This window comes from Prolixibacter sp. DSM 2831, assembly GCF_056493735.1.
In genome coordinates, this window is record NZ_CM151379.1 from 1457701 (window position 1) to 1481861 (window position 24161).

Below are 24161 nucleotides of genomic sequence, written 5' to 3' on the forward strand. Positions count from 1 at the left end.
CTTCACGATTTCATTTCTTCAAAAATTTCTTCCAGCACGTTTAGTGGAAATTCTTCCGGATGGGTGTAGCGAATACAACTACGTCCGATGCTGGCATTGGCAAAACGGTCACGGTATTTCTCAATTTTTCGTCCGTCGAACAAATAAAACGTCAGGTACTTTTTTTGTGAGGCCATAGCGCAAAACGGCTTGTAAGTAGGCATCCCGTACTCCATCGTTTCCTCGATGTCGGGAAAGTACTTTTGAATCATTGAACGAATTTTGGTAATAACCTGCGCTCGGTCTTCGGGAATCATCGTTAAGTACTCATCAACGTTAATGGCTTCTGTTTTCATGACGTTCGTGTTAGTGTTTGACTTGTGTGGCCGATGTACCAAATTAACAAAATATCATGATATGTGACTGTTTTAATTTATGAAACATATATGAGCGGGACATAGTTCGGATGCTGTTGGGCATCCATATCGCGGGGGAAGGGCATAAAAAAGAGGAGAGTGGCCTCTCCTCTGTATATTTTAGTTGGTTTGAATGGTTTGGGATGATCGAATCGTTTGATTAATCATCGTCCTCCTCGTCGTAGAAATCTTCTTCGTCATCATCATACCGATTATAACTTTTAATTTCTTCCCAATCTTCCAGATCCTCATTCAGTTCTTCTTCGCTTAAAAGAAATGCGTTTTTCTCTTTTCTGCGAATCTTTTTTGGGCGGAGTGAATCATCTCTGCCATCCATTACATCCCGGTTCTTTTTAAAATTCTTTTTTTTCATAACGTGATGATTAATATCCGTTTCGGTTTACGATATTGGAATAAATCTATCAAATTTTGATATTAATTTCAATTTTAAATTACATGTAAATCAAGGAAAAGTATGTTTTCTTCAACTCAATCCGGTTGGACATCGTGTGGTTGTATTCCGCTATTAGCGGAATATCGCCTTTTCATCGTTTGGCGGTTTTTGGCTGTGGATGCTTATTTCTTCTCTTAATTTTTAATTTGTTGGTTGTTAGAGTTTTGTATTCTTGTGTGCGACTAAGTTTATTTATCGGTAATTATACAAATCTTTTTAATTAGTTTGCAACCATAAAACGAAAAATTGATCGTTTATTTCAATGTAACGCTCTCTATCATAACGAAAAGAATCTTTATACATTATATGCGACGCCTGTTTTTTATGCTATTTTTTGCTTTGTGCTTTTCTGTTCCGGGGGTGGGACAATCGCAGAAAAACGCAGATCCCCGGCTTCAGCGGGAGTTTAACGAAGCAAAACAACTGTTTCAGCAAGGAAAAAGCAACGAAGCTATTAACAAGCTTCAGCATGTTCTGCGGCTGGATGCGCATTTCGCCTTGGCGCATTTCGCCCTGGCTGATATCTATCATTGGGAGAAGAAACCGGAGCAGGAGGAGATACATCTAAAAGCGGGTTTGAAAACAGACTCGGTCAGTTATCCTCAGGGCTTTTACTTTTTGGCTTCACTCCAATATAAAAAGGGCGTGTACGACTCGGCTGTCGTCAATTTAAAACGCTATTTCAGGCTTTCGCCGAATATAGAAAACAATGCGTCACAATTGCTAAAAGCTGCGGAATTTGCCAGTTACGCAGTAAAGCACCCGGTTCCGTTTCACCCGGAAAATCTCGGTCCGAGTGTCAATACAAAGGAAAATGAATACTGGCCCAGTTTGAATGCGGAAGCCAATCAGCTGGTTTTTACGCGCTTGGTAACGGTGGATTCTGCCGGAAGGCCGTTGCGTTTTCCACAGGAAGATTTCTACTCATCGCATCTCGATAGTGCCGGTTGGTCAGTTGCCAAAGCATTGGGACCGCCGGTAAACACTCCGGATAACGAGGGCGCACAGTGTATCTCAGCTAACGGAAACTTATTGTTTTTCACCGCTTGCAACCGAAAGGGCGGTTACGGCAGCTGCGATATTTATTTTACCATGAAGCGTAACGGGAAATGGATGAAGCCGCTGAACCTGATGGCACCAGTGAATACCAAAGGCTGGGAGTCGCAGCCTTCGGTCACAGCTGACGGCCGTTATCTTTATTTTGCCAGCAATCGTAGAGGCGGAAAAGGTAAAATGGATATCTGGCGAGCTGAACGTACCAGTATCACTCCCTCGGGACTGCCGGTTTACGGAAAGGTGACCAACCTGGAGGCGGTTAACACGCCCGGCAATGAATCGTCACCTTTTATTCATGCCGATGGAAAAACGCTCTACTTTGCTTCGGATTACTGGCCTGGCCTGGGCGGAAATGATCTATTCGTTTCCAGAAATGAAGGCGATGGATTCTCTGTACCGGAAAATCTGGGTTACCCGATTAATACGAATGAGGATGATGAAGGCCTGATTGTCGATGTGACAGGTGAGAATGCCTATTTTGCGTCTAACCGGGAAGGGTATGGAGGAAAGGATATTTTTCATTTTGTCCTTCCGGAAGAATTGCGGCCCGATGCGGTTAGCTATGTAGCCGGAAAAGTGTTCGACGCAGAAACATCGCAGCCACTTTCGCCGATGGTGCAAATCATCAATTTAAAGAATGATAGTGTTTTCGAAGAAACCCGGCCCGATGTGTTGAACGGGAAATTCCTCTTGTGTCTTCCGGCAGGAAAGAATTACGGATTGAATATAGAGACTCCTGGCTATCTGTTTTATTCAGAGCATTTTGATTTACGAGATTCGTACAAAAAATCGAAGCCATATCAATTGGTGATTGCTTTGCAGCCCATAAAGGCTGGGAGTGTAACTGCCCTTCGGAATGTGTTTTTCGATACTGATTCGGCAACACTAAAGCCGGAGTCTTTCCCGCAGTTGAATCAGGTTGTGGCATTTATGAAGAAAAATCCGGAATGGACAGTGGAAATTTCGGGGCATACCGACAATACCGGAACAGAAGCTCATAACCTGGAGCTGTCGAAGCAACGAGCAGAATCTGTTGTCAGCTTTTTGGAGGAAAAAGGTATTTCCGCTCAGCGATTGGTCGCCAAAGGATACGGAGCTACCAAGCCTGTCGCAGGAAACAACACAGCTGACGGACGTGCCCGTAACCGTAGAACGGAATTTCGACTTCTGAAGAAAATCGAGGATAATCGATAATAAAAAAGCCGGAATCTCCGGCTTTCGTTTATTGTAGTTGATTTAACTGTTCGAGGATGACATCGGCCAGGCGGGACTTTCGTTCGATATGATCCAGAATTTCACGAACAAACTGATTGTTTTCGAAAGTTCCTCTCACTACTTCGAAGTCCTGGGATCGGGTCTCTTCGTTCCCGTCTGAACCAAAGCCGGTTTGCGATTTCAGGGTGAATTCCTTCCTGGCATCGTCGTAAAGCATGCGGTCGAGTGAAACAACACTTTCTTTCCAGCGTTCTACCATTCCCTTGATGTCACTGATCGTCATTTCGGAAATCGATTTTCCAAGCCTTTCTTCCAGCAGGTGAGAAGCCCACGTCCATTCGTACTCGTAGTAATTGCTGTGGAGACGCGCGAACCATTCACGTGCTTCTGTAAGCTCCGTAATTTCTCCTGCCTCAATCTTGTTCATCAGTGACGAAACCTGTTTTTTGGGAGCAATCAGCCCGCCGAGATCAATCCATTCTCCCTCACCGATCGTAGTGCTGGGTGTGAGACGCTGTCGCATGTCTTCCTCCGTTTTTATTCCCGAGTCCTTTAATCGGGTGATTACCGAGTTTCCTAAGAACTTGGTGATTCCCATATTGTATAATTGCCAACCTTTCTGAAGCGAGGAGTTCTTGATAATGGTTGAGCTGTAGGAATAGGTTTGGGATGTCTTCCCTGAAATATTTTGTAAGTCTTCGAGAACCTGCTGGCCCCGCAACATCTTCTGAATGGTAAACGGGCTAAGCAGGTTGAAGTTGATAAAGTCGAGCGTGTCGGGGTCTGTTCTTCTGTCTCTTCGCGGCCATTTGATGGCGTCACGAATGGTACCCACACTCCGGAGGTTGATTCCCGGCATCAGGTAACTCTCGTCTTTGTTCTCGATGAGATAAGAGAACGGCAAATCCGACGTGTCTGAATTCTTATAGTGTCGTCCCATAACTAACGTGAAAGGACCAATCTTGGCAGGCCACAAGAGATAAGAATCACTGGCTGTTTTCGAACCGCGTTGTACAATACCGTGGTGAATCGGTCCCAGTTTGTACATGTGATTACTTTGGTTCGAACCGGAACCTGCGTTCAGGAATGAGAACATTCCGGCAATCAACAAAGTCGATTTATGATGGGTTACGGTATATGGGCCTGCAAAAATGGAACATGCTTCTCCGTGAAATCCCTGGCAGTTGGCAAAGAAAAGTGAGTTTTCTGCCGAGTATTGTTTGCTTAGCTGACAGCCTTGCCCGATGAAGCAATTCTCCACAATGGCTCCGTCGGAGATTTCAGAACCGGAACTGACGATAAAATTGCGGCCAATAACTCCGGCTCCCAAAACAACGGGTGATTCCATCTTGCTGTTTAAGGTCGCATTCTCCAGTCGATGAACGCCTTCCGCCAGTGTGTAAGGGCCAAAATATACATTGATAATGGAGTGACAATTCAGTATTCGCGTACCTTTTCCAATGAATCCTCTTTCCGCCCGGCGACTCTCGGCATATTGTTCCACCCAGGCAAATAGTTTTTCCTGTAAATCGCGTCGGTGACGATAGAGTGTCATCATGTATGCGAGGTGTGCCGAAAGATGGTCGTAAATCGGGATTGAGCGTCCGCCGGATTCATCGAGAACAGCCACCATCGTACCGTTACCAAAAGTAGAAGATTCGGTTACGACAACCTGGTCGGTATTTTTAATCACTACATCTTCTTCAATGTCGTAATTAGCGATAAGATGTTGTACGCCGCGAATGAGCACATTATCGCCGATGGTGCAATTGTGGAGTGACGCATCGTATATCCCGGTCGGTTTTTCTATTCCGTTGAAAAACTTAATTTTTTTGTCGAAGCGGCCCAGTACGTTGGTCCCATAAAAGTGCACGTTTCGGAGGTTTCGGATATCGAAATCATGTGGAACAGTAATCTGATTCCAGTCTTCCGCCGTGCAATGTCGTTGTTCCAGTTTTTCAATTTCTTCAGTTGTCAGTGTTCTGTTGGTGTGAGTCATTTTAAATTTTTTTTAATACTGAAAGGTAATCATGATGGGAACCTTCTATCATATCGACTACCTGTAATTTGTTCTTTTGCGCTGTCAATGTGAGTGTCTCCTGGTCAACAAAAAGCCAATTGAATGGAATGCCTTCTACATCCCGGTAACTTAAACGGTATTCAACCTGTCCATAGTATTTGTCTGAATTTAAATCGATCCAGGCTTCACCGTTTTCGTCGGTAAACAGATGAAGTAAATCGGCCGAATCAGCCAAAATTTGTCCGTCAGGTTTGAGTAATGTGGCCAGATGATTCAGTAAAAGATCCAGTCCATGCGGTGTGCCCGAAATTCCCAGTCCATTCATCAAGAGTAAGATGGTGTCGAATTGTTCGTCCTTTAGCTGCATGACATCGAGTAAGCGAACATCCTGAACGCCTCTTTCTTTCATCGTTTGGCAGGCAAAAGGAGAAATATCCAGGGCGGTTACTTTTAATCCCTTTTCCTGAAGCCAAAGTGCATGCGAACCGGCACCGGCACCTACGTCAAGTACGTGGCCGCTGGCTTTATCCAGTGCTAATTGTTCGATATCCGGCATCTGGTCGAAATCTCTGAAAAGATAGGCGGGGGAGAGCTCCTCGTCTTCCGCAATGTCTGTCTTTACTATAATTTTATGGTCTTTGAAAGCTGTGTAATAATCCCATATGGCAGCTCCCATCGGATCATGTTCTCTGGTTAAAACTCCCATGGTATACGATTGACCCCGCAAAGTAAGAAAATTACCTAAACTGTAACAGCGGTGCTCTCGTATTTATAGAAGACATTCTCCCGTTCCGAAAAGAAATATAATCCTTTATAATCTCCCGATGGAATGATAACATTTTGAATATTACCCAATAAACGATAAATCGCTTTCACCTGATCGAGGTTCACCTTTTCGTTGTGAAGCCAGAACTTGGCATTAAAATCAGAGAGATGAAGAGTTTGTCCACTCCGGGAGGACTGGAGGATGTATTCCTTAATATGGGCATAATTTATTTTACGGAAATGCTCCATTTTCGATCTATTTGAATTTAATTTACGAAAAGAGGCAGCGAGAAAAAAGTTTTGTTGATAAACGTTGAAAACTTTCTGACGAACGTACGGATCTGTTTATCGGATGGAAACCGGGAAAGACTATTTTAAAATATTATGTTCTATCTGAAATGGGCATTGTAATCCAAAAATGACTACCCTTACGTGGTTCACTGGTGACACCGATTTTTCCGCCGTGTTTTTTGACAAACTCCTGACAGACAAGCAATCCAAGTCCGGATCCTTCTTCGCTGTCGGTGCCCGTCTTTTTCAGGTGTCTGTCGATGCGGAACAATTTGCCCTGTTCTTCCGGCGTAAGCCCAACACCTGTATCGAATACTGAAATTTTAATAAAGTTGCTGTCGGGTACCAGCTCCGATTTTACCCGAACAGCACCTCCTCTGGGGGTGAATTTGATTCCGTTGGTGATTAGGTTTTTTATTACTGTTTCCAGCATCAATGCATCAGCATAAACCTGATGCTGTCGCCGGATGTCAAACGAAAGGAATATGTCCTTTTGGTGAGCTTGTGTGATGGTATTCTCGTACAGCTCCTCTGCAAATTCACTCAGATTGATGTATTCCGGGTTGTATTCAATTTGGTTGGTTTGTGTGCGGGCCCAGGCCAAGAGGTTTTCGAGCATCTGGAATATCTTAATACTGGTCTGGTTGATTTCGCCCGCAAAATTCACCCGCTCTACGTCTGTTAATTTGGGATAGTCTTCTTTTAGCAAGAAAGATAATCCCAGCAGTGCGTGGAAAGGATTCTTCAAATCATGAGCGATGATGGAGAAGAACGTATCTTTTTCGGAGTTCAGGGTACGCAACTCCTTATTCATTTCCCGGTAGGCGTGGTTGAGATCCTCCAGTTCAGCTTTTTGGATTTCAATCTCTTTGTTCTTCGACTCAAGTAGCCGGTTAGCCTGTCGGTTTTCCAGAAAACGATTCAATAAAATGATTAGAATGATGAGAAAGATGCCGGCCAGGCCATAGGCGATTTTGTTTTCCAGGATATTTCTTTTCAGCCTGCTCTCTTTCAGCTCATTTTCAAGTTTGAGGTTCTGGACTTCGCGGGCATTTTTTTCGGTTTCGTACTGTGTTTGTATTTTGGCCAACTGATCCGCTTTATCCTTGTTGAAGAGACTGTCTTTCAGTTGGGTATACATGACATGATATTTCAACGCTTTTTTGTACTCGTTTCTGTCGTTATGGAACTCGTACAGGTTCTTGTAGGTGTCCCTGATGAGCAACGGGAGATCGTGTTCTTTGGCAAGATTTAATGCTTCGAGGTAGTCTTTTTCAGCCTGATTATACAACTTTAGCTTGGACATAGCTGTACCCATTCCGTGCAAAACATAAGCTTCGCCCATAATATCGTCTTCCTGTTTAAACAGCTCTTTTGCCTTGCGGAGATAGGGAAGTGAACGTTGGTATTCGTTTTTCTTTTGGAAAATCATGCCCAGGTTATGCAATACCGAAGCTTCACGCGAAACCTGTCCCAGTCGGTGAAAAATGTCTTTGGCCCGGTTGAGGTATTGGAAAGCGAGATCCAGGCTGTCGCGGTCCATGTTTAATAAGCCAATACCATTCGAAATAATTGCGATGCTGGAGCTATCACCCAATTCTTCTTCTACAGACAAGGCGTCGACATAATTTTTCATTGCCTTTTTATTGTCGCCGGTTTCCTTTTGAATCATGGCAATATTGGTGAGCATATCGGCCATGTCGCTTTTTTGTTTGAGCTCTGAATAAAGATTGTAGGCGTTGATAAATTCCTGAATCGCCTTGTTGAACTCTCCTGTATAATAATAAGTCAGGCCAATGCAGTTTTTGGTTTCTGCGCAAAGCGAAGTATCATCTATTGTCTGATACATATTGCATGCCTTCTCATAATAAGGACGGGCCGTTTTAAAATCACTTTCGTAGTAATACGATTCCCCGATAACATAATTTGCTTTGGCAATGAGTTTGGGATGATCCTTTTCTATCTGTTCCAGCTTCGTTAGAGCTTCATTACAGAGAAAACGTGCCAATTCGGATTTGGCGGGTAGAAATGAAGTAGAGTTATTAATCAGTGTTTGGGCCTGTTCTGGCTCAGACAGACCTTGTAACTTTTGTTTCAGAGAGTCGGGAACAGACAACGGCTGGCTCTGCGCTGTCAGGCCGACAAAGAGGAAAATAAAAGTAACAAAAACAGATTTGAGGCTCATTTAGCTCTGCTTGATTAGAGATACATCGTCAATACTCATCATAAAGTTAGTAAACTTTGAGGGAATATCAGATGGTGGGAAAAAGAAAAGGAGCCAGACTATAGAGCCGGCTCCTGTTATTTTATTACTGGTGATTCTCAATCCATTTCCTCGCGTTGACGAATGCCTCAATCCACGGAGTCACTTCATCGTCTTTATGAGCCGATGGGTAAGTTCCCCATTGCCATGGATAGATGGCCCGTTCGAGGTGCGGCATCATGGCCAGGTGGCGACCATTTTTCGAACAGACGGCAGCCGTGTTGAATACAGAACCGTTCGGATTACCGGGATAACCTTCATGTGTGTATTTCATTGGAATGTGGTAGTTGCTTTCCTCAAGCGGCAGACTGAACTTGCCTTCTCCGTGAGCTACCCATATTCCCAGACGTTTACCGGCCATATTTTTCAACATTACTGAATCGTTTTCCTGAATATCCACATTGATGAAACCGGATTCGAATTTATGTGATTCGTTGTGCAGCATTTTGCCTTTCTCTGCATGCTCCGGATAAATCAGGTCGAGTTCGATCATTAACTGGCAACCGTTACAAACACCGAGGCTCAGTGTATCTTCGCGACGGTAGAAATTTTCCAGCGCAGTACGTGCTTTTTCGTTGTAACGGAAAGCACCGGCCCAACCTTTGGCCGAACCCAGTACATCGGAGTTGGAGAAGCCACCGACAAAGACAATCATGTCGATGTCTTCCAGCGTTTCTCTTCCGCTGATAAGGTCAGTCATGTGGACGTCTTTCACATCAAAACCGGCGAGGTAAAGACTCCAGGCCATTTCGCGATCGCCGTTCACGCCCTTCTCTCTAATGATAGCTGCTTTCACGCCGGACGCTTGACGCCGTTTGGCATCGATGCCCAGACTGGCGAATTTTCCATCGAATGACTGGAAGTCGAACTCAAGAGCCTGTTTTTTATAATTCTGATAACGCTCCAGAGCCAGCTTGCTTCCACTCTGTTTCCGGTCGAGCAGGTAGGACGGTTTGTACCACAATTCACGCAACGAATCGATATCGAAGTTTAATTTCGTTCCCTGGTTGGCAACAGCGATTTCGCGTTTCGCAGAAGGCTGTCCAATCTTAATCAAGCCGACACCTTTTTCAGTCATCAGCGCTTCCAGCTTTTCTGCATCATTGGCCTGAAGCAATAAGCCCGGGTTTTCACTGAAAAGAAGCTTCACGGAATCGGCTTCATTCAGCGCACTCAAATCGGCTTCAATGCCTCCTTTGTTTTGAGCGAAACACATTTCCAACAGAGCGGTAATCATACCACCCGCAGATATGTCGTGACCGGCAGCTACTAGACCACTGTCGATGGCATCCTGAACCGCATTGAATGCTTTCACGAAAGCTGCGGGTTCTTTCACGGTAGGAGCTTCATCTCCCAGTTTGTTCACAATCTGAGCGAATGAGCTCCCGCCAAGTGCTTTCGGAACTCCTGATAAATCGAGATAATATAATGGTTTTGATGCGTCATTAACAAGAACCGGTTCCACTACTTTGCGGATATCGGAAACTTCGCCGGAAGCAGAAATGATGACCGTTCCGGGAGCAAGGACCACATCGTCCTTATATTTTTGTGTCATCGAAAGGGAATCTTTCCCGGTAGGAATGTTGATGCCTAACTCGCAAGCAAAATCGGAAGCGGCTTCTACTGCGTTGTATAAACGAGCATTTTCACCCGGGTTGCGAGCTGGCCACATCCAGTTAGCCGAAAGCGAAACCCCTTTGATTCGATGCGTTAATGGTGCCCAAACGATGTTAGTCAGCGACTCGGCGATGGAGAGAATGGAGCCTTTCGGGGCGTCAACCAATCCGGCTACCGGCGCATGACCAATGGAAGTGGCAATTCCGTATTTTCCCTGGTAATCGATGGCAATGACACCCAGGTTATTCAGTGGAAGCTGTAGTTCGCCGGCACATTGTTGTTTGGCGATTTTTCCGGTTACCGAACGGTCCACTTTGTTGGTCAGCCAGTCTTTACTGCCAACCGATTCCAATTGCAGTACTTGTTCAAGGTAGCCGGTAATCTTTTCGTTCTCGTAAGCAACCGGTGCAAACTTTTCATCAACGGTAGTGTCCTCCAATACCGTAACCGGAGGCTTTCCGAACATATCGGCCAAATCGAGGTCGATCGGTTTTTCGCTGGTTTTAAAATCTTCAAAGGTGAATCGGTGATCGCCGGTTGTTTCACCAACATCATACATTGGCGACCGTTCACGATCGGCAATTCGCCGGATGAGTTCCAGGTTCTCTTCCCGGACAACCAGTCCCATTCGTTCCTGCGATTCGTTTCCTACTATTTCTTTGGCGGAAAGTGTCGGGTCACCAACGGGCAACTTATCCAGATGAATTTTGCCACCGGTTTCCTCGACCAACTCGGAGAGGCAGTTGAGGTGGCCACCCGCACCATGATCGTGGATAGAGACAATCGGATTTTTGCCCGATTCCGCTAAAGCGCGAATGGTGTTGTAGGCCCGCTTTTGCATTTCGGGATTGGCGCGCTGCACAGCGTTCAGCTCGATGTGGCTTTCGAACTCACCGGTATCGACAGATGAAACAGCACCACCGCCCATTCCGATGCGGTAGTTATCGCCGCCAAGCAACACTACTTTATCGCCGGTTGAAGGTGTATCTTTCAGGCTGTCTTCACTGCGGCCGTAACCGATGCCGCCGGCCAGCATGATGACTTTGTCGTATCCGTATTTTTTGAAATTCTCAGTATGCTCGAAAGTGAGTAATGAACCGTTGATAAGCGGTTGTCCGAATTTGTTTCCGAAATCGGAAGCACCGTTGGAGGCTTTGATGAGAATCTGCTCAGGTGTTTGGTACAACCATGGACGCTCTTCCATTGCCTCTTCCCACTCGCGACCGTCTTCTGTACGTGAATAGCTGGTCATGTAAACCGCTGTTCCGGCGATAGGGTAGCTTCCTTTTCCACCCGCAATCCGGTCACGGATTTCACCACCCGTACCGGTAGCTGCTCCGTTGAATGGCTCAACCGTAGTTGGGAAGTTGTGCGTTTCCGCTTTCAGCGAAAGCACGGTGTCAATATCTTCAACAACGAAATAATCGGGTTTGTCCTGTGTGGCGGGTGCAAACTGTTCCACTTTGGGACCTTTGCTGAAGGAGCAATTGTCTTTGTAAGCGGAAACTATGGTGTTGGGATTGGTTTGAGTGGTCTTTTTGATGAGGTGGAAGAGGGTGGAGGGTTGTTCTTTGCCGTCGATTATGAAATTTCCGTTAAAAATTTTGTGACGGCAGTGCTCCGAGTTGACCTGCGAAAATCCGAATACTTCGCTGTCGGTGAGTTTGCGGTCGATTCTTTTCGATACACCTTCCAGATAATCAATTTCTTCAGAGCTTAAGGCCAAGCCTTCTTTTTGGTTGTAATCGGCAATATTATCAATGTAAATGATGGGCTCGGGTTTCCGGTCGATGGTGAACACTTGTTGATCGAGTCCTTGGTAAAATGCCTGCAACATTGGGTCGAATTGCGGGGAATCGGAGTCGACCGGGAAAAACTCCTCGATGCGGGTAATGCCGCTAATTCCCATGTTTTGTGTGATTTCGACAGCGTTGGTGCTCCAGGGAGTAATCATCTCTTTTCGCGGGCCAACAAAATTGCCATCCAGATGGTCGGCTTCGATGGGTTGCGCCTGGTCAAAGAGCCAGATTAGTTTTTCGAGGTTTTGCTGGTTAATTTCCTCGTGTGCATCAACGGCAATCAAGTTGGATTTGCCTCTAAAGAACAGGATCATTGTGTGGGTTGTTTTCGTTTACGAAATCAGATAATTCGGATGCCACAAATATAAGGAAATTCGCTTTATGGATTCGGTTGATACATGTTGCTGACCGATGTTGTTCCATGATGTTCACAATTCCTTTTGGCAACAAAAAACCGCAGAGAGAATTGGTCAATCTGCGGCTTGTATTTTATGATTTTTCGTTTTGCAATTCGAGTGGTTTCCAGGCCCAGCTTTTTATCTTATCAGGAAAAGCTTCGGGCTTGAAGATGGATCGTTTGTTGAATACCCTAAAGCATTCCTGTATTCCTTCCGTCACACTCGGGTGGGGATGAATACTGCGAAGTACTTCGTTCATGCCACTTTCAGAATTCATCAGGTACGAAACGGAGACGATGAAAGCGGATGCCTGTGGACCTGCAGCCTGCATTCCTAAAATCCGGTCACGGCCATCGTCACTGACCAGTACCTTCACAAAGCCGTTGGTGTTCCGCATGGCAATGGTCCGGTTCACCATTTCGTTGGAATAGAAGGCTGCTTTGTAAGGGATCTTCTTCTCCTGCAGAATTTTTTCGTTGACGCCCACCGAAGCAACTTCCGGTTTGAAAAACATAAGTGTAGGCATGTGCGAGTAATCGGTGGGGTATTCCAATTCGCCGAAGATGGCCTCGACAATAAAACGTCCCTGTTCTTCAGCTACACAGTAGAGTGCCTTGTGTCCTGTTACGTCTCCCGCAGCAAAGATGTTGCAGTTGTCAAAGTCGCCGGTGGCACACTCTTCATTTACTTTCAGGTAGCCGTGAGGCGTCGTTTGAATATTGACATTTTCCAGTCCCAAGCCTTTGGTGTTGGGATCGCGTCCGATGGAAACCAGAACGACATCTACTTCAATCACTGTGCTGTGGCCGTCTTCGTAATCTAGTACGACCTCCAGGTAGTCTTTCTTTTTATTTACAGTACGTAGGTTGGCGGTATGGTGAATGACGACCCCGTTTTTCTGCAGGTTTCCGGATACGAAATCACTGACGTCATTGTCGGCAAATGGAATAACCCGGTGGGCGCGGTCGAGCAAATGCACTTCGGTGTGGCCAAAATTGGAGAAGATGGTGGCAAACTCACAACCAATGATCCCGGAACCGATGATCATCATTCGCTCGGGAAATTTTTTGAGGTTGAGTATACCGTCGGAGTTGATGATGCGTTTTTGGTCGACTTTCAAATCGGGAAGTTCCCGCGGGCTCGAACCAGTGGCAATAATAATGTAGTCTGCTTCAATGGTCTCCTTTTCTTCTTTCTTTCCGCGGTCAATTTCCAGTGTATTCCGGTCTTTGAAACTGGCAAAACCGTATTTAATGGTTAAACTCCCTTTCTGTCCCGGTTTTTTCGAGTAAGTTTCGATTTGCGAAAGAATCTGATATTGCTTGGTCTTGGCGGCTTTCATGACCGACTTTTTCACTTTCGTGAAATCAACCTGAAGCCCTGAAGCCCGGTATCCCCGGTCAACTGCAGCGGCTACAGCATAATCGTGCGACAGCTCCCACATGGTTTTCGAAGTCAGTGCTCCGTTCATAACGCCTGCCCCGCCCACATGTCCGGCTTCGATCAAACAAACATCCTTTCCAAAATCCAGGGCACGGACAGCAGCGGAGAAGCCTCCCGGCCCGCTTCCAATGACCGCTAAATCGTATTTTTCCATAGTTTGTTATTGGTATCTTATGGTAAAACAGCCTACTTGATTAATGGTTTTATTCCACCAAAATAAAAAGCGTTTCAAACATTTTACCCATTTATTTTGATTTTTAATAAATAAGCGTGTTGTGAGCATAAATCTTTCCTACAGACTGTAATATGTTTTACATTTGCACTGACTTTGAAAAACAGAAAATTTTTCTACATGAAACAAGCCTAAAAGAATATCTCACAGAGGATCGTGATTATCGGTAGCGAGTTCCGTGTGGAAAATTTAAATGCAAATGATAAGCACATGAAATCGATCAAGTATGTAACCGCAGGTGACGCTGTAAAAGTAATTAAATCTGGTGATCGAGTACATTTGAGTAGTGTGGCCGTAACCCCACACAAACTCATTCGCGCTATGGTTGACCGGGGTCGTGCAGGGGAGTTGTACGATGTGAAAATTCAGCATATTCACATTGAAGGGGAAGTTGAATATGCCAATCCCGAATTTGAAGGTATTTTCGTTTCTGAACAGTTTTTTGTCGGTTCGAATCTTCGTAAGCAAACCCAGGCCGGGTATGCCGATTATATCCCCGTATTCTTAAGTGAGACACAGAAATTAATCCGCGAGGGCTACCTGAAAGTAAACGTAGCCATGGTGATGGTTTCTCCTCCCGATAAACACGGTTTTGTATCGTTGGGAACTTCAGTAGATGCTACGGCGGCTGCCATTGAGTGTGCCGATGTAGTGATTGCTGCTGTCAATCCGAATGTGCCGAGAGCCTGGGGAGATGCCATGGTCCACATCAACGAGATTGATTATTTCGTTGAGGACGACAGTCCTTTGTATGCGCACGATTGTGCACCTCTCACCGACACAGACATTCAGATTGGGAAAAATGTAGCTGCACTTGTTGAGGATGGCGCCTGCCTCCAGATGGGTATCGGCGGTATTCCGAATGCTGTTCTGGCTCAGCTTGAAAACCACAAGGATTTGGGCGTACACACCGAAATGTTTGCCGACGGAATCCTGCCGTTGGTTGAAAAAGGTGTGGTAAACGGAAAACGCAAGTCCATCGACCGGGGCAAAATGGTTGCCTCCTTCCTGATGGGGTCGCAAAAGTTGTATGACTTCATCGATGACAACCCGATGGTTGCCATGATGGATGTGGCCCATACCAACAGTGTAAATGTCATTAGAAAACTGGACAACGTTACCGCAATTAACTCAGCTTTGGCTATTGATCTAACCGGCCAGGTTTGCGCCGATTCTATCGGTATCAAACATTATTCCGGTGTAGGTGGTCAGATTGACTTCATTCGCGGAGCCGGATATTCCCGGGGTGGTAAACCTATCATTGCCATGCCTTCGGTAACAGCCAAAGGAATGTCGAAGATCTCGCCGACTTTATTGCCGGGCTCGGGCGTAGTAAGTACCCGTGCCAACATGCACTGGGTAGTAACCGAGTTTGGTGCTGTGAACCTTTACGGGAAAACACTGCAGGAACGCGCACGTTTGCTGATTTCGGTCGCTCATCCCGATCATCAGGAAGAGCTTGACAAAGCAGCATTTGATCGCTTCGGATCGCACTATAAATTTGTTTCCTCGAAATAAATAGGAACTCATAAAGGAAGTAAGGTGGGGCTAACGTTCTGCCTTCTTCCTGATCTTCGATATTTCGGTCAATTGGGAGCGGAATATCGGCTATCCGATCATAAACGTGTTGTTTGACAGTGTGGTATTAGTACTCTTGCCGTTTGGTGAGAGTTTTCGCACATGTATAATTATCATGAAAATCCGTTTCTGTTTCTGAATGATCTCATTATTCAGTAAATTATATTTCCTTTTATTTACATATAAGCTTAGACGACAGGTATCACAAGACTTCTGTCAAAAATTTATCATTATTCCTTAACCATTAGGATGTAACCTAAAACATTAATCACAATGAGCGTATCACATATTGAACACATCGGAATCGCAGTCCAGAGTTTGGAAGAAACTATTCCTTACTATGAAAAACTGCTGGGTACAAAATGTTATGCGGTGGAAGAAGTGGCCGATCAGAAAGTGAAAACGGCCTTTTTCAAAGTAGGACAAACCAAAATTGAACTGTTGGAATCAACCGACCCGGAAGGACCGATTGGTAAATTTATCGAGAAAAAAGGACCAGGCATCCATCACTTAGCCTTTGCTGTTGATAATGTAGACCAGGCACTGAATGACGCAGAAGAAAACGGCATCCGCTTGATTGACAAACAAGGACGCAAAGGAGCCGAAGGTTTGAACATTGGTTTCTTACACCCGAAATCTACTTTCGGTGTGCTGACCGAACTTTGCAGTGACTAATCATTCTTTAACTCACTATCTATAGTATAACACAATGAGCAATCAGGATAAAATCAACAAACTAATTGACCTTCGTGCTGAAGCTAAACTGGGAGGCGGTGAAAAACGCATGGAAGCCCAGCACAAAAAAGGCAAATTTACTGCACGCGAACGCATCGAGATGCTGTTGGATGACGGTAGCTTCGAGGAATTTGACATGTTCGTAACACACCGTTGTACCAACTTCGGTATGGAGAAAAAGAAATTCCTGGGCGACGGTGTGGTAACCGGTCGGGGAACCATCGACGGTCGAACCATTTTTGTGTTCTCGCAGGACTTTACCGTTTTCGGTGGTTCACTGTCCGAGACCTTTGCACAGAAAATCTGCAAAGTGATGGATATGGCTATGAAAGCGGGCGCTCCGGTTATCGGAATCAACGATTCGGGAGGTGCACGTATTCAGGAGGGAGTAACTTCACTCGCTGGTTATGCTGAGATTTTCGAACGGAACATTCTGGCTTCGGGAGTAATTCCGCAGATTTCAGCCATCTTCGGTCCTTGTGCCGGTGGTGCTGTTTATTCTCCGGCGCTTACCGACTTTATCATGATGACCGAGGACAACTCGTACATGTTTGTGACGGGCCCGAAAGTAGTGAAAACCGTTACCGGTGAAGACATTTCGGTTGACGACCTCGGTGGAGGTAAAGTACACGCGCAAAAATCTGGTGTGGCTCACTTCCTGGTTGAGAACGAAGAGGAAGGTATTTTGTTACTCCGTAAATTGCTGGAGTACCTGCCGCAGAACAACCTGGAAGAACCGCCAATCACTGAATGTTATGACCCGATTGACCGGTTGGAAGATGGCTTGAACGAGATTATTCCCGATAATCCGAACCAGCCTTACGATGTGAAGGATGTTATTCACGGTGTTGTGGATTCAGGCGAATTCCTCGAAGTTCACCGGAACTATGCGAAGAACATCGTGACCGGTTTTGCCAAGTTCGACGGACAGCCGGTTGGCATCGTAGCTAACCAGCCCAACTATCTGGCCGGTGTACTCGACGTGGATGCTTCGCGAAAGGCAGCTCGGTTTGTTCGCTTCCTCGATGCTTTTAACATTCCGATTATTACGTTAGTGGATGTGCCCGGATTCCTTCCCGGTTCAGGACAGGAATATGCCGGTATCATTACGCACGGTGCCAAATTGATGTTCGCTTACGGTGAAGCTACTGTGCCGAAAATCACAGTAACCCTGCGTAAGTCGTACGGTGGAGCGCACGATGTGATGTCGTGTAAGCAATTGCGCGGTGACCTGAATTACGCATGGCCTTCTGCCGAAATCGCGGTGATGGGGGCATCGGGTGCTGTTGAGGTATTGCATGGTCGTAAGCTGGCTGAAATTACCGATCCGGAAGAACGGGCTGCATTTGTGCAGAAGCACGAGGATGAATACAAAGCCAACTTCGCGAATCCTTACCAGGCAGCTGCTTATGGTTACATCGATGATGTGATCGAGCCTCGTAATACCCGTTTCCGTATTATTCGCGGATTACAGGCACTGGGAACGAAAAAGTTGACCAATCCGCCGAAAAAACATTCGAATATACCATTGTAAAAACTGAACGAATGAACATAGCAAGCATATTACTAACGGATGTTCAGGGACTGGGATTGACCATTGCATTGGTTGGTTTTGGAATTGTTATCACTGCTTTGTCAGTCCTGGTACTGGTATTCCTCTATGCTCCGAAACTCATGAAACTCCGGCGCCCTTGCCGAAGAAAGAAGGAGGATTGTGGAGACGGAGAGGAAGAAGAAGTTCAACTGGAAGGTAACGTTAACGCGGCCATTGCAATGGCTATTCATTTGTATCTGAATGAAGCGCACGACGAAGAAAGTAACGTGGTGACAATTAAGCGGGTAAGAAGACGTTATTCTCCTTGGAGTTCGAAAATTTACGGAGTATACGACCGTTGGGCTCGATAATCCGTGGACTTGTCAAAATCAAATCATAACTGACGCAAAATGAAAAAGTTCAAATTTACCATAAGCGGAAACCAGTACGACGTTCAGATCAATGATATCGAAGATAATATCGCCGATTTGGAGGTGAATGGTACCCAATATAAAGTGGAAATTCATCAGGAGGCGAAGAAAATCGCCAAAACCCCTAAACTAGTTCGGAAACCTGTTCAAAAAGCGCCCGGCGAAGGCGAAATTCAGAAAAGAAGTTCGAAAGCCAAAGCAATTAAAGCTCCGCTGCCGGGAACTATTCTCAGTATCGCTGTGAAGGAAGGAGACACTGTCACCAAAGGACAGACTCTCATGGTAATGGAGGCCATGAAAATGGAGAACTCGATTATGGCTGAAGCCGATGGTACAGTAGCTGCCATCAAAGTTTCTGCCGGTCAGAGTGTTCTTCAGGATGATGTTTTGGTCGAAATTGCATAACCCGGAAAAGACTTGCAGAAATGAATAAATTACTATTAACAATTATAAGCCTGTTTCTCGCGGTTTCCGGTCTTTTCGCTCAAAATCAACTGAAACCTTCTGATTTGACCGAAGGAAAGTGGGTGAACCGGTCGGGCGGCTATATTGCCAACCCGATCATCAACCCCGATACGGTGACAGCCCGGTCCGGCGTGGACAAGGTGGAACGATTTAAAACCCTTGAATTCAATGGTGATGGTTCGTTTAATATGGACTCAGCCAAAGAACGTTATACGGGAAAATGGAGAATAGCCGACGAGCATCTTATCATGGACTTCAATGCCAAGAAACTGATGCATCTTCGGAAAAACACCAACCCAAATCAGCGCTCAGGGTATTCAACTCAGAATTTTACACTACAACTTCCCCAGCGCGTTCTGTCATTTCAGAACGGTGAACTGGTTGGGCAGCCCGGCGATAACGGTCAGGTATATAAAAATGTAGATGGTGCGCTTTCCGGATTGTTTAATTTCTGGGAATTTACCGGTTTTGCCAATTTTACCTGGGGACACTTCGTCATGCTCATCGTGGGATTGCTCTTCATCTTTTTGGCGATCCGATACGACTTCGAGCCGATGCTGTTGATTCCAATCGGTACCGGTATCCTTATCGGGAATATCCCGATGTTCCAGGTTACCGATTTTAACCTGCAGCTGGGAATCTACGAACCAGGTTCAGTGTTGAACTACCTTTACCAGGGAGTGGTACAAGGATGGTACCCGCCGCTCATCTTCCTCGGAATTGGGGCCATGACCGACTTCTCGTCGTTGATTTCCAATCCGAAGTTGATGTTGTTGGGTGCTGCGGCACAGGTTGGTATCTTCCTGACATTGATTGGAGCCCTGATGCTGGGATTTGCTCCGCCGGAAGCTGGTGCTATCGGTATCATCGGTGGTGCTGACGGTCCGACGGCTATCTTTATATCATCCAAGCTGGCCAACGGTATCAATGTGATGGCGAACGGGCAGGTGGTGAAAAATCTGATTGGTCCTATCGCGATTGCAGCGTACTCATACATGGCATTGGTTCCGGTTATTCAACCGCCGGTTATCAAATTGCTGACCAGTAAAAAAGAGCGTCTCATCAAAATGAAACCCCCGCGCGCGGTAACCAAACTGGAGAAAGTGCTTTTCCCGATTGTAGGACTCCTGCTGACGGCTTATATCGCACCAACGGCACTTCCATTGCTGGGAATGCTCTTCTTCGGTAACCTGCTGAAAGAATCGGGCGTAACCAAGCGACTAGCTGTTACGGCATCCAATGCGTTGATCGATATCATTACCATGTTGCTGGGAATCACCGTTGGTGCTTCTACGCAGGCAGACGTTTTCCTGACGCCTTCCTCCATCAAAATCTTCATTCTTGGAGCGGCCTCATTTGTTGTGGCAACGGCAGGTGGAGTAATTGGAGCAAAAATTATGAACCTATTCTTCAAGAAGGGGAATAAGATTAACCCGATGGTTGGAGCGGCCGGTGTTTCGGCTGTGCCTGACTCTGCTCGTGTGGTACAACAGATGGGACTGAAGGAAGATCCATCGAACCACTTGCTGATGCACGCCATGGCACCGAACGTGGCTGGTGTAATCGGTTCAGCAGTGGCTGCCGGTGTCTTGCTCAGCTTCCTGATGTAAGAAAAAGTGAACTGATATATAAAGGGTAGCCTGTTTTCAGGCTACCTTTTTTTGTTAAATACGGATTACATGAATTTTCCAACGCACAGGCCAATCCAGCACGAATTACACTAATTGGAACTTCAAGGCTTTTGATGAATGCTGCGTCGATGGTTTGGGGTTAATGTTGAATTGCACTTCGAGGTTATTGGGTATACGGCCTTTAAGGCCAGCTCAATTCAGCCCAATGGCAACGCATTGGGTATTTATGTGCATGCATCCCTTAGCGGTCGCGAGCAAATTGAGATTGAAATAGAAATGTCCTTTCGGCCGTAACTGAGCAGTTGTTGTTGAGAACCGAACAATCGTAGTAACAGAAACAACCAGTAATCCTAGCAATAGCGTAGCGCAACATGAAACCTGGAATCTGAAACCTGAAACCTGAAACCTGAAACAGAGTTAAAACTCCAGCTTCAATTGCCGGATAGCGGGTAACCGTTTCTTTTCTTCGTCAATCAGCTCCTGAATGCGCGAACGGCACCGCCCACATCCAGTGCCGGCTCCGGTGGCTTCCGAAACGGCCGGAGCAAAATAGAGTTCTCCCTTCCGGATCGCTTTCTTCACTTCCGATTCTTCCACTTCGTTACACAAACAGAATAGCTTACGGGGCATAGGCTAACGACTTTCACTCAGGGTTACCACAATCGAACGGTCATCCCGTGGACCGTCGAATTCACAAAGAAAAATGTTTTGCCAGGTCGACAATCCCATTTTACCTTCAATAATCGGAATGGTTTCGGATGGCCCGACAATTCCTGCTTTCAGGTGCGCATCGCCATTGTTGTCCTGGGCATCGTGTTCCCAAACGCTCGGGGGAACGAGCTTCCGAAGTAAAGTGATGACATCGTTCTGAACGGAGTCATCCCAGTTTTCCTGAATCATAATACCGGCGGTGGCGCCTTGTACATATACATTGACCATTCCACTCTCGATATTTGCCTTCTTCACAATGTCGACAATTGGCGAGGTAATATCGTACAGGCCGTTGTGTTGGTCTGTTCTAACGTGGACGATCTGTTGCATTATCAGAAAAGTTGGTTTTCGATATGTATTCGTGCTTTTCGGTATATGTCGATGATGTTATCGTTTTTAGGCAGCGCGTCGTACAACCGCTTGACGTACCCCCGCTGGTTCAACAGCAGGTAGGTTTTCCGGTAGGTTAACTCGAAAACCCACGAGAGTTGCAGTAGAACGTAGTCGTTATACGTAACCATGTCCTCTTTCTTCGGCATCATGTCGTTGATGATGGCTTTGCAAATGTTGTCCGAAATAGCCGGACTTTTCGACAAATGCAAAGTGTCGGCCGGGCTGACTTTTACATCCCGGTAGGTGAGGAACTCGGCTGTCAATCGAAGGGTATCCAGTTTGTCGGCATCGCGCAGCAGCTTGAGGTAGTACACCACAAACTCGTTTTCCCTTTTGGGAAGCTCGGGCTTGTTATGAAAAACCGTAACCTTCTGTAATATCTCTTGTTTAGCGGCTTCCAGTTCTTTGAAGGGGGGAAGTAACGACAATAATTCGGCGCCGGCTTCGGCGTGATCCGTTTCGGTTAATTTGGAAAAGTAAGGCGAAGACGAAACCTCGCGGAAACGGGCAATATCGTGAAACAGCGCCAGGATTTCCGCCATGCGCATCTCGCCGTCCTCCATATCCAAAGCCTGCCCCAACAACAAGCTGTTTTCCACCACTTTTTCATTGTGCGTCTTCCATTGTTCAAAAGCCTGCTGCTCGGCAAAACCTTTGGTTTCAACAGAACTAAGAATCTGGTTGTATTCCTCGCGGAATTGTTCAAGTGTCTCTTGCGAAATCATAATTTCGTGTTAAACAATATTTACCAAAATTATGGTTTTCTGGTGTATAATGTGCCATCCCTGATTTATTTAATTATTTCTTGAAATAGTCCCGCTGATTTTCAGGTTTTTCTGCCCTGTGATTGGCTCGCAAACTGAATAATTTCAGGGATTCTAAGAAAAATCCGGAACGCAGGATTTCGGGTTTGAAGAATATTGCTATTTTTGTGTTCGCAAAATCACGGTGTTCCGCGTACTTGCAAAAGACACATTGGTCCCATAGTTCAATGGATAGAATTTCAGATTCCGGTTCTGACGATGTGGGTTCGAATCCCGCTGGGATCACACCAAAAAAGGTTTAAGCATTTAATGCTTAAACCTTTTTTTATTCTTCAATTAAATCAGAGGTAACAAAATTTAGATAAGTCAAAACCGCTGACTAAATCCCCAATACATCCGGTGGAAAACGTTACTTTTTTCGATGGTGGCCTCGTAATTCATCGATAGTTGCAGCTTTTTCATGAGGTACCACGCAAACGAGCAGCCGGCCAGGTTTTGGTTGATGCCGGAATTGGAATTGAGAAAGCTATAATCGATGATGCGGTAGGAGAGTGAGCCGTACAATTTCCCGTTTAGCAGGTATTTCGACAGGTTAGCGCCATATTGCAGGCCGTCGAGGTAGCTTGTTTTTAGCTTGGTCACGTTCAGTGTCATCGACGACTCCAGCCAGGGAATTTTGCTGTGCGTAATGTAGAAATTGTAATTGGTCGATGGCTCAGGATCGCCTTTCCGGGAACGGTAACCGGTCCGCGCGGAGACGATGAGATAATTGATAGGCCGCACCATCACGCGAAAGCGAACGCCTTGCCGCGTGGCATTATCCGTAATCAGGTCGACCAGTGTTTTATAGGTTTCGTAGTAAATCACATTCTTCCGCGCATCGTATGATGCATAAAACGACACCTTGCGCGAAGCCCGGTAGCGCGCCGAAATGTAGAAGCTGGTCAGGTCGAGCGTGTTGGTCGGAACGCTGTCTTTCACCTGGTACAAATCCATTTCAACCGAAGTGAACAAATTGAAATCTTTCAGCAGTGAATTGCTGTGCTGGAAGTAGACAAAGCGGCGGTCGGTATTGGAACCGTTCATCTGCTCGAATACGGCCAGCGAGCTCTGCACCATTCCCTCTTTTCCTTTCGCTTCATGACTGACATATGCGCCGAACTGCGGCAGGTTGGTATTGATACCATAGTCCATGTAATCGGGACGCGCACCACCGACAATGCCAAAGGTGAAATTCCTGACGCGGGTCTCGAACTGCAGCCCGTCGATGGCCCCTATATTCGAAACCTTTCGGTTCATTTTTCGGCCAAACCACAGGCTGGTATTGGAGTTGAAATTATAGCCTACGGCCATGCTGTAAATCTTCAGGCTGTTGAAAATACTTTGGTTATCGGTATTCCAGCCATCCGTTCGATGATTGTACGTAATGTAGCTGTCGAACGACAAATGCGAGTTGCCGATATTATCTTGATTCAGCGAAAGCGAATACCGCATTCGTTGCCGGTTCTTCGCATTGGTATTGGAAAAGTTGGAATAAGAAGCCAGTTTAACACGCCCGTACAACCGCGATTTTTCCTGTATCAGCTTCGGCTGTGGCTTTGCCGGTTGCGGCGTAACAGCGACAGGTTTCCGGGGAACGGGGACAGGCTTTTTCTCTTCGGTGATGGTAGCCTGGGGTTTGAGAATGGCGTGAATCTGCTCATTCATTTTTGGCGAATAATTGCCCAAAACGGTCGTTACACACGAGATGGAGGAGCGCTGCACAACCACCAGTCCCGGAATTCGTTTCCCTCTTGATTCGACATATAGCGTATCGCCCACGTTGATGCCCTCGGTAGAGGTAAAACGAACGTAAACGTGCTGCGCGCTGATGTATGAGACTTTTCCGGTCAGCTGTTTCGCTTCCTGCGCTTTCGCGAAGAATCCGGCCAGTATCAGGACCATAAAAGGGATGATTGCTTTTCTCATCAT

Annotated in this window: 19 protein-coding genes and 1 tRNA gene; 8 read left to right on the forward strand and 12 right to left on the reverse strand. The window is 46.0% G+C overall.

Features of this window, described 5'->3' with window-relative positions:
- Positions 1-2: 2 nt before the first annotated feature.
- A complete protein-coding gene (locus AC060N_RS05790) occupies positions 3-335 on the reverse strand; it encodes an iron chaperone (protein ID WP_153638211.1) in 333 nt (110 codons plus the stop codon).
- A gap of 220 nt (positions 336-555) precedes the next feature.
- Positions 556-768, reverse strand: a complete 213-nt coding sequence (locus tag AC060N_RS05795; RefSeq protein ID WP_106542180.1) for a hypothetical protein — start codon at positions 766-768, stop codon at positions 556-558.
- Positions 769-1155: 387 nt separating this feature from the next.
- On the opposite strand from AC060N_RS05795, the gene AC060N_RS05800 reads away from it, so the two are divergent.
- Positions 1156-3099 carry an OmpA family protein gene (locus tag AC060N_RS05800; RefSeq protein ID WP_479526262.1) on the forward strand — a complete coding sequence of 648 codons (1944 nt, stop codon included), beginning with the start codon at positions 1156-1158 and terminating at the stop codon, positions 3097-3099.
- A gap of 28 nt (positions 3100-3127) precedes the next feature.
- Here AC060N_RS05800 and AC060N_RS05805 read toward each other — a convergent pair whose 3' ends face one another.
- The 6 genes from AC060N_RS05805 to AC060N_RS05830 all read right to left on the reverse strand — a co-directional run bounded on the left by AC060N_RS05805 (position 3128) and on the right by AC060N_RS05830 (position 13870).
- A complete protein-coding gene (locus AC060N_RS05805) occupies positions 3128-5119 on the reverse strand; it encodes a DUF4954 family protein (protein ID WP_479526263.1) in 1992 nt (663 codons plus the stop codon).
- Position 5120: 1 nt separating this feature from the next.
- Positions 5121-5846: a class I SAM-dependent methyltransferase gene (locus tag AC060N_RS05810; RefSeq protein WP_479526264.1), complete on the reverse strand. Its 726-nt coding sequence runs from the start codon at positions 5844-5846 to the stop codon at positions 5121-5123.
- A 35-nt stretch (positions 5847-5881) separates the two neighbouring features.
- The gene (locus AC060N_RS05815) at positions 5882-6154 is read right to left on the reverse strand and encodes a hypothetical protein (protein ID WP_479526265.1); all 273 of its coding nucleotides are present in this window, start codon (positions 6152-6154) and stop codon (positions 5882-5884) included.
- A gap of 133 nt (positions 6155-6287) precedes the next feature.
- On the reverse strand, positions 6288-8381 hold the full coding sequence (locus tag AC060N_RS05820) for a tetratricopeptide repeat-containing sensor histidine kinase (RefSeq protein ID WP_479526266.1): 2094 nt from the start codon (positions 8379-8381) through the stop codon (positions 6288-6290).
- Positions 8382-8505: 124 nt separating this feature from the next.
- The gene (gene purL / locus AC060N_RS05825; protein WP_479526267.1) at positions 8506-12189 is read right to left on the reverse strand and encodes a phosphoribosylformylglycinamidine synthase; all 3684 of its coding nucleotides are present in this window, start codon (positions 12187-12189) and stop codon (positions 8506-8508) included.
- A 175-nt stretch (positions 12190-12364) separates the two neighbouring features.
- Positions 12365-13870, reverse strand: coding sequence for a dihydrolipoyl dehydrogenase family protein (locus tag AC060N_RS05830; protein ID WP_479526268.1), 1506 nt, complete (start codon positions 13868-13870; stop codon positions 12365-12367).
- A 288-nt stretch (positions 13871-14158) separates the two neighbouring features.
- On the opposite strand from AC060N_RS05830, the gene AC060N_RS05835 reads away from it, so the two are divergent.
- The 6 genes from AC060N_RS05835 to AC060N_RS05860 all read left to right on the forward strand — a co-directional run bounded on the left by AC060N_RS05835 (position 14159) and on the right by AC060N_RS05860 (position 20301).
- Complete coding sequence (locus AC060N_RS05835) at positions 14159-15466, forward strand: acetyl-CoA hydrolase/transferase family protein (RefSeq protein WP_479526269.1); 1308 nt, start codon at positions 14159-14161, stop codon at positions 15464-15466.
- Between the two features lie 333 nt (positions 15467-15799).
- Positions 15800-16201 carry a methylmalonyl-CoA epimerase gene (gene mce, locus AC060N_RS05840; RefSeq protein WP_463228701.1) on the forward strand — a complete coding sequence of 134 codons (402 nt, stop codon included), beginning with the start codon at positions 15800-15802 and terminating at the stop codon, positions 16199-16201.
- A 34-nt stretch (positions 16202-16235) separates the two neighbouring features.
- Positions 16236-17795 (forward strand): acyl-CoA carboxylase subunit beta, encoded by a 1560-nt coding sequence (locus tag AC060N_RS05845; RefSeq protein ID WP_106542171.1) that lies wholly within the window; start codon positions 16236-16238, stop codon positions 17793-17795.
- 11 nt (positions 17796-17806) lie between these two features.
- Positions 17807-18166 (forward strand): OadG family protein, encoded by a 360-nt coding sequence (locus AC060N_RS05850; RefSeq protein ID WP_153638222.1) that lies wholly within the window; start codon positions 17807-17809, stop codon positions 18164-18166.
- Between the two features lie 39 nt (positions 18167-18205).
- Positions 18206-18631, forward strand: a complete 426-nt coding sequence (locus AC060N_RS05855) for a biotin/lipoyl-containing protein (RefSeq protein ID WP_106542169.1) — start codon at positions 18206-18208, stop codon at positions 18629-18631.
- Between the two features lie 20 nt (positions 18632-18651).
- The gene (locus AC060N_RS05860) at positions 18652-20301 is read left to right on the forward strand and encodes a sodium ion-translocating decarboxylase subunit beta (RefSeq protein WP_479526270.1); all 1650 of its coding nucleotides are present in this window, start codon (positions 18652-18654) and stop codon (positions 20299-20301) included.
- 438 nt (positions 20302-20739) lie between these two features.
- Here the strand turns inward: AC060N_RS05860 and AC060N_RS05865 are convergent, their stop codons facing one another.
- The 3 genes from AC060N_RS05865 to AC060N_RS05875 are packed head-to-tail and all read right to left on the reverse strand — an operon-like array spanning position 20740 to position 22151.
- Complete coding sequence (locus AC060N_RS05865; protein WP_479526271.1) at positions 20740-20952, reverse strand: (2Fe-2S)-binding protein; 213 nt, start codon at positions 20950-20952, stop codon at positions 20740-20742.
- Positions 20953-20955: 3 nt separating this feature from the next.
- Entirely contained in the window at positions 20956-21363 is a 408-nt protein-coding gene (locus AC060N_RS05870) for a secondary thiamine-phosphate synthase enzyme YjbQ (RefSeq protein WP_479526272.1), read from the reverse strand.
- 2 nt (positions 21364-21365) lie between these two features.
- Positions 21366-22151, reverse strand: coding sequence for an HD domain-containing protein (locus AC060N_RS05875; RefSeq protein ID WP_479526273.1), 786 nt, complete (start codon positions 22149-22151; stop codon positions 21366-21368).
- Between the two features lie 252 nt (positions 22152-22403).
- Here AC060N_RS05875 and AC060N_RS05880 point away from each other — a divergent pair.
- A tRNA-Arg gene (locus AC060N_RS05880) sits at positions 22404-22475 on the forward strand.
- An 81-nt stretch (positions 22476-22556) separates the two neighbouring features.
- Here the strand turns inward: AC060N_RS05880 and AC060N_RS05885 are convergent.
- On the reverse strand, positions 22557-24161 hold the full coding sequence (locus AC060N_RS05885; RefSeq protein ID WP_479526274.1) for a hypothetical protein: 1605 nt from the start codon (positions 24159-24161) through the stop codon (positions 22557-22559).

Excerpts from the sequence above, each read along its gene's own strand:
- AC060N_RS05790 (WP_153638211.1), bottom strand. The coding sequence starts at position 335 with ATGAAAACAGAAGCCATTAACGTTGATGAGTACTTAACGATGATTCCC.
- AC060N_RS05795 (WP_106542180.1), bottom strand. The coding sequence starts at position 768 with ATGAAAAAAAAGAATTTTAAAAAGAACCGGGATGTAATGGATGGCAGA.
- AC060N_RS05800 (WP_479526262.1), top strand. The coding sequence starts at position 1,156 with ATGCGACGCCTGTTTTTTATGCTATTTTTTGCTTTGTGCTTTTCTGTT.
- AC060N_RS05805 (WP_479526263.1), bottom strand. The coding sequence starts at position 5,119 with ATGACTCACACCAACAGAACACTGACAACTGAAGAAATTGAAAAACTG.
- AC060N_RS05810 (WP_479526264.1), bottom strand. The coding sequence starts at position 5,846 with ATGGGAGTTTTAACCAGAGAACATGATCCGATGGGAGCTGCCATATGG.
- AC060N_RS05815 (WP_479526265.1), bottom strand. The coding sequence starts at position 6,154 with ATGGAGCATTTCCGTAAAATAAATTATGCCCATATTAAGGAATACATC.
- AC060N_RS05820 (WP_479526266.1), bottom strand. The coding sequence starts at position 8,381 with ATGAGCCTCAAATCTGTTTTTGTTACTTTTATTTTCCTCTTTGTCGGC.
- purL (WP_479526267.1), bottom strand. The coding sequence starts at position 12,189 with ATGATCCTGTTCTTTAGAGGCAAATCCAACTTGATTGCCGTTGATGCA.
- AC060N_RS05830 (WP_479526268.1), bottom strand. The coding sequence starts at position 13,870 with ATGGAAAAATACGATTTAGCGGTCATTGGAAGCGGGCCGGGAGGCTTC.
- AC060N_RS05835 (WP_479526269.1), top strand. The coding sequence starts at position 14,159 with ATGAAATCGATCAAGTATGTAACCGCAGGTGACGCTGTAAAAGTAATT.
- mce (WP_463228701.1), top strand. The coding sequence starts at position 15,800 with ATGAGCGTATCACATATTGAACACATCGGAATCGCAGTCCAGAGTTTG.
- AC060N_RS05845 (WP_106542171.1), top strand. The coding sequence starts at position 16,236 with ATGAGCAATCAGGATAAAATCAACAAACTAATTGACCTTCGTGCTGAA.
- AC060N_RS05850 (WP_153638222.1), top strand. The coding sequence starts at position 17,807 with ATGAACATAGCAAGCATATTACTAACGGATGTTCAGGGACTGGGATTG.
- AC060N_RS05855 (WP_106542169.1), top strand. The coding sequence starts at position 18,206 with ATGAAAAAGTTCAAATTTACCATAAGCGGAAACCAGTACGACGTTCAG.
- AC060N_RS05860 (WP_479526270.1), top strand. The coding sequence starts at position 18,652 with ATGAATAAATTACTATTAACAATTATAAGCCTGTTTCTCGCGGTTTCC.
- AC060N_RS05865 (WP_479526271.1), bottom strand. The coding sequence starts at position 20,952 with ATGCCCCGTAAGCTATTCTGTTTGTGTAACGAAGTGGAAGAATCGGAA.
- AC060N_RS05870 (WP_479526272.1), bottom strand. The coding sequence starts at position 21,363 with ATGCAACAGATCGTCCACGTTAGAACAGACCAACACAACGGCCTGTAC.
- AC060N_RS05875 (WP_479526273.1), bottom strand. The coding sequence starts at position 22,151 with ATGATTTCGCAAGAGACACTTGAACAATTCCGCGAGGAATACAACCAG.
- AC060N_RS05885 (WP_479526274.1), bottom strand. The coding sequence starts at position 24,161 with ATGATGAGAAAAGCAATCATCCCTTTTATGGTCCTGATACTGGCCGGA.